The 5,016-nt window shown below is 38.0% G+C and carries 4 protein-coding genes and 1 pseudogene; 3 read left to right on the top strand and 2 right to left on the bottom strand.

All coding sequences use genetic code 11. The features are described 5' to 3' along the window. Positions 1–126: 126 nt before the first annotated feature. On the bottom strand, positions 127–774 hold the full coding sequence (locus tag AFK68_RS10885; RefSeq protein WP_094672718.1) for a response regulator transcription factor: 648 nt from the start codon (positions 772–774) through the stop codon (positions 127–129). A 521-nt stretch (positions 775–1,295) separates the two neighbouring features. After that, positions 1,296–1,724: a ferredoxin gene (locus tag AFK68_RS10880; RefSeq protein ID WP_094672719.1), complete on the bottom strand. Its 429-nt coding sequence runs from the start codon at positions 1,722–1,724 to the stop codon at positions 1,296–1,298. A gap of 669 nt (positions 1,725–2,393) precedes the next feature. Between AFK68_RS10880 and groES the strand changes: the two genes are divergently transcribed. The 3 genes and pseudogenes from groES to AFK68_RS44780 all read left to right on the top strand — a co-directional run. After that, complete coding sequence (groES, locus tag AFK68_RS10875; protein ID WP_094672717.1) at positions 2,394–2,705, top strand: co-chaperone GroES; 312 nt, start codon at positions 2,394–2,396, stop codon at positions 2,703–2,705. A gap of 153 nt (positions 2,706–2,858) precedes the next feature. After that, positions 2,859–3,982, top strand: a pseudogene (groL, locus tag AFK68_RS38600) (chaperonin GroEL); the annotation flags it as partial. A 1-nt stretch (position 3,983) separates the two neighbouring features. Beyond that, positions 3,984–4,698, top strand: a 715-nt coding sequence (locus tag AFK68_RS44780) for a TCP-1/cpn60 chaperonin family protein (protein ID WP_371357320.1), incomplete at its 5' end; no start/stop codon positions are given. Positions 4,699–5,016: the final 318 nt, after the last annotated feature.

The raw sequence follows: 5,016 nt of genomic DNA, 5'->3' as shown, positions 1-5,016 counted from the left end.
AATAAAAGCTATGTATGCAAAATTATGAATATAGAAAATTTTGGGCAGTATAAAATTACAGCCCTTGTTGTAAAAAAATTACACAGATAAAAACTTACACCCTGATAAATTGCTGGGGAGTTATATCTAAGCCTTCTTACTTTCAATCGCCCAACGAGCTAACTCTGTCCGATTATGCAGACCCGTTTTACCAAGCATATTGCTCACATGACTCTCAATCGTTCTTTGACTAACTTCCATAATTTGTGCAATGTCACGATTAGCCATTCCCTTGGCTACCAATTGGACTACCTTTAACTCTGTGGGAGTTAATTCTACGTTTCGGCGCACCTTAATTGTTGGCCCAATGCTGACCCCGGAATTTTGATGTTTAATTAGGCGAGAAGCCTGCTTGAGAGAAGATTCTACTTGAGCCACAAGTTCTTCTGGTTCAAATGGTTTGACAATGTAAACATCAGCTCCAGTATTTAGACCCTTAACTCGATCCTGACTTTGACCCTTAGCAGATAAAAATAGAACTGGAACCCATTCTGTATCTGAATTTTCTCTGATATGCTGCACCAGGGTATAGCCATCCATTTCTGGCATCATCACATCACATATAATCAAGTCTGGAATTTTTTCTTCTAGCAGTTCTAGAGCTTCTCGGCCATTTTCTGCTGTTATTACCTGGTATCCACGAAATTCTAAATAATCCTTGACCAATAATATTAAATTAGGGTCATCATCAACCAACATTAAACATCCTTGGTCTGTAGTATTCATTTCCTTCATAATGAAGAACTCACTTTTTTGATTCCTGCAAACATTAACTTCACAGACGGGTATAACCCACGTCTTTCATAGCAGAGTGAGGAAGTAAGGCAACTTTGCCACTTTCCTGATAAATTTAAAGATATTTATCCTTACCCAGAAGGCTTGGACTGTATCTAATCCTCAAAGGGAATTGATCCCCTATCTATTATAGTTTATAGTTATAGATTATAGATTTTATACTCAATCAATAGTCCTATAGTTTAGGTAGATATAGCTAGATAATAGTTTTGTAGTGATGGAAAATAATTACCACTACTTTTGATAATAATATATGATAATTCAACAGTATTCCCTATTAATAGTATCAGGAACTATGGTTAATTTTACTGACTTAATTAAGTTAAAATCTATGGTGAATTGATAACAGTTAGTTAGGGATTGGGAACTGAGCTTTTGAGTCAATGGGCAAGTAATTTGCCCATGATAGCCTAGTATGGGCCTATTAATTTTTTTTATACCCGACACTTAAGGGCGGGGTATTATTCTGGCAAAGGATGAGTCAGAAAAACGTATTCCTCTACTACTTGAGAACCGATTATGTGTTCTTGAATAATTCTTTCAATCACAGGAGGAGTTGCAGAGTGGTACCATATTCCTTCTGGATAAATAACCATGATTGGACCTTGACAACAAACTCGTAAACAGTTAGCTTTAGTGCGAAATATAGAGCCTGATATGTTAATGCCAGGCTGATCAAGTTTTAATTCTTTCAGACGTTTTTTGAGATAATTCCATGCTTCTAAACCAACCTCTTTTGAGCAACATTTCGGTTTAGTTTGGTCAGCACAAATAAAAATATGTCTCTGAATTTTACTCAGTCCGAGAGATTGGACACAACTTCCTAGGGATTCTTGACAAATATCTGGGTCAATATTTCCCTGTTGAAAATTTTCCTGGCATTGGGCCATTTGTTCCTCTGTCCCATGATCTTTTTCGGTTTTGTTAAATAAATTATCTATCATTAAGTCGCGATACACCTTGAATTTGCTTCTATAATAGTTATTCTTGCCCAAGTCAAATGTTGAATAGAGAATGTCACATGACTTAGGAATTGCTAGTAAATCAACAGTTCTACTACCATAATTCTAGTTTATTGTCTTCTGAGATGACTTTTTGCTGCATGATAATTACTCCAAGTCAGAAGTTAAATTCTTCTAGTGCAGAGTCAGCACTGATAACTGAAATGACTCTTGGTAAATACCCAAATCTCTAGTTCGGAAACCCGTACAGCTTAATTAGTTGCGATCGCCACAGCTATTCAGCTAAATTAGCACTCAGATGGTGAGAGTGCTAAAAAAACAAAATGAAGTTAAAACTTAGCTTCACCTTAAGCCTGTCAACAACAATAAAATTTATCTGGAGGTAAAGTAATGGCAGCCGNATAACTGAAATGACTCTTGGTAAATACCCAAATCTCTAGTTCGGAAACCCGTACAGCTTAATTAGTTGCGATCGCCACAGCTATTCAGCTAAATTAGCACTCAGATGGTGAGAGTGCTAAAAAAACAAAATGAAGTTAAAACTTAGCTTCACCTTAAGCCTGTCAACAACAATAAAATTTATCTGGAGGTAAAGTAATGGCAGCCGTAACACTGAGTGTTTCTACTGTTAAACCCTTGGGGGAACGTGTATTCGTCAAAGTCAGCGAATCTGAAGAAAAAACAGCAGGTGGTATTCTTCTACCTGACAGTGCAAAAGAAAAACCTCAAGTAGGAGAAGTTGTCTCAGCTGGACCTGGTAAACGTAACGATGATGGTTCCCGCGCAGAAATGGAAGTTAAAGTAGGAGATAAAGTTCTCTACTCTAAATATGCTGGAACTGATATAAAACTAGGTGGCGATGAATACGTCCTACTTGCTGAAAAAGATATCCTCGCAATTGTTAACTAATACCTCGCCCTTAAGGGGAAGGTTTAAACAAGTTGTTCCATAGCACTAGCAAACTTTTTCTTCATATTTGATGTTTGCTAAAGTGCTAAAACAACTAATTATCAACACAAAAAAATAAACATCCACAATTACTAATCAATAGAAATTACAACTATGGCTAAACGTATTATTTACAACGAAAATGCTCGTCGCGCCTTAGAAAAAGGCATGGATATCCTCGCTGAGTCTGTAGCAGTAACTCTAGGTCCTAAAGGTCGCAACGTAGTTCTAGAGAAAAAATTCGGCGCACCTCAAATTGTTAATGATGGTGTAACTATTGCTAAAGAAATTGAACTAGAAGACCATGTAGAAAATACTGGTGTTTCCCTAATTCGTCAAGCAGCTTCTAAAACTAATGACGCAGCAGGTGACGGTACAACTACTGCAACTGTTTTAGCTCATGCAATTGTCAAAGAAGGTCTACGCAACGTTGCTGCTGGTGCTAACCCTATAGCTATTAAACGTGGTGTTGATAAAGCTGCTAACTTCCTCGTAGAAAAAATTGCAGCTCATGCTCGTCAAATTGAAGATTCTAAGGCGATCGCTCAAGTTGGTTCTATTTCTGCTGGTAATGATGAAGAAGTAGGTCAAATGATTGCTGAAGCTATGGATAAAGTAGGCAAAGAAGGTGTGATTTCTCTAGAAGAAGGAAAGTCTATGCAGACTGAACTAGAAATCACTGAAGGTATGCGTTTCGACAAGGGTTACATCTCTCCCTACTTCGCAACAGACATGGAGCGGATGGAAGCTGTTCTCGAAGAACCTCAAATTTTGCTAACTGACAAGAAAATTGCTTTAGTACAAGATTTAGTACCAGTTTTAGAACAAGTTGCTCGTTCTGGTAAACCATTATTAATCTTAGCTGAAGATATTGAGAAAGAAGCTTTAGCAACTTTGGTTGTTAACCGTCTGCGGGGTGTATTGAATGTTGCTGCGGTTAAAGCTCCTGGTTTTGGCGATCGCCGGAAAGCTATGTTAGAAGACATCGCTGTATTAACTGGTGGTCAAGTTATCACTGAAGATGCTGGTTTGAAATTAGAAAGTACCAAGCTAGAGATGCTTGGTAAAGCACGTCGCATTACTATTACTAAAGACAACACTACTATCGTTGCTGAAGGTAACGAAAAAGAAGTTAAAGCACGTTGCGAACAAATTCGTCGTCAAATGGAAGAAAGTGACTCTTCCTACGACAAAGAAAAGTTACAAGAGCGTTTAGCTAAGTTAGCTGGTGGTGTAGCNATTAGAAAGTACCAAGCTAGAGATGCTTGGTAAAGCACGTCGCATTACTATTACTAAAGACAACACTACTATCGTTGCTGAAGGTAACGAAAAAGAAGTTAAAGCACGTTGCGAACAAATTCGTCGTCAAATGGAAGAAAGTGACTCTTCCTACGACAAAGAAAAGTTACAAGAGCGTTTAGCTAAGTTAGCTGGTGGTGTAGCAGTTGTTAAAGTTGGTGCTGCTACTGAAACTGAAATGAAAGACCGTAAGTTACGCTTGGAAGATGCTATTAACGCAACTAAAGCTGCTGTAGAAGAAGGTATTGTTCCTGGTGGTGGTACAACTCTAGCTCATTTGGCTCCTGATCTAGAAAATTGGGCAAATGAGAACTTACAAGCTGAAGAGTTGACTGGTGCTTTAATTGTTAGTCGTGCTTTATTAGCTCCATTAATGCGCATTTCTGAAAATGCTGGTCAGAATGGTGCGGTAATTTCTGAGCGCGTGAAAGAGAAAGATTTCAATACAGGTTTTAATGCAGCAAATAATGAGTTTGTTGATATGTTTGAAGCTGGTATTGTTGACCCTGCGAAAGTAACTCGTTCCGCTCTACAAAACGCTGCTTCTATTGCTGGTATGGTGTTAACAACTGAGTGTATTGTTGTTGATAAACCTGAACCCAAGGAAGGTGCTGCTGCTGGCGCTGGTATGGGTGGTGGCGATTTCGATTACTAGGTTTTTTGAGATTGGGGGCAATTTAGGAATTGTTCCCCATCCGATTTGTTTGTCTAAAAAGTGTGTATTGTGTTTGAGTCACTTCCAGTTTGTGGAGGTGACTTTGTTATTTTATAGAACTAATTTAGGATATTTTTTCGGCGATCGACAGATAGGTAATAAATTTGATTTTTGCTGAATTATAGTAGTTTTCATGTTTTTTAGAGTACAGAGATTTGAGTTTAAAGAAAGAAGGCTTTAGTTATCTAGGAGAGAAGGCTTTAGTTATCTAGGAGAGAAGGAAGAAGTAATGCAAGTCATGAAGTGAAAACCGCTATA

The organism is Hydrocoleum sp. CS-953, from assembly GCF_002260545.1.
Lineage (GTDB): Bacteria > Cyanobacteriota > Cyanobacteriia > Cyanobacteriales > Microcoleaceae > Trichodesmium.
Note: the sequence above shows the minus strand (reverse complement) of the source record. Positions and strands in the feature narration are given on the sequence as shown.

Bases quoted from the DNA above. Each gene is read 5' to 3' on its own strand.
- groES (WP_094672717.1), top strand. From the start codon at position 2,394: ATGGCAGCCGTAACACTGAGTGTTTCTACTGTTAAACCCTTGGGGGAA.
- AFK68_RS10880 (WP_094672719.1), bottom strand. From the start codon at position 1,724: ATGGCCCAATGCCAGGAAAATTTTCAACAGGGAAATATTGACCCAGAT.
- AFK68_RS10885 (WP_094672718.1), bottom strand. From the start codon at position 774: ATGAAGGAAATGAATACTACAGACCAAGGATGTTTAATGTTGGTTGAT.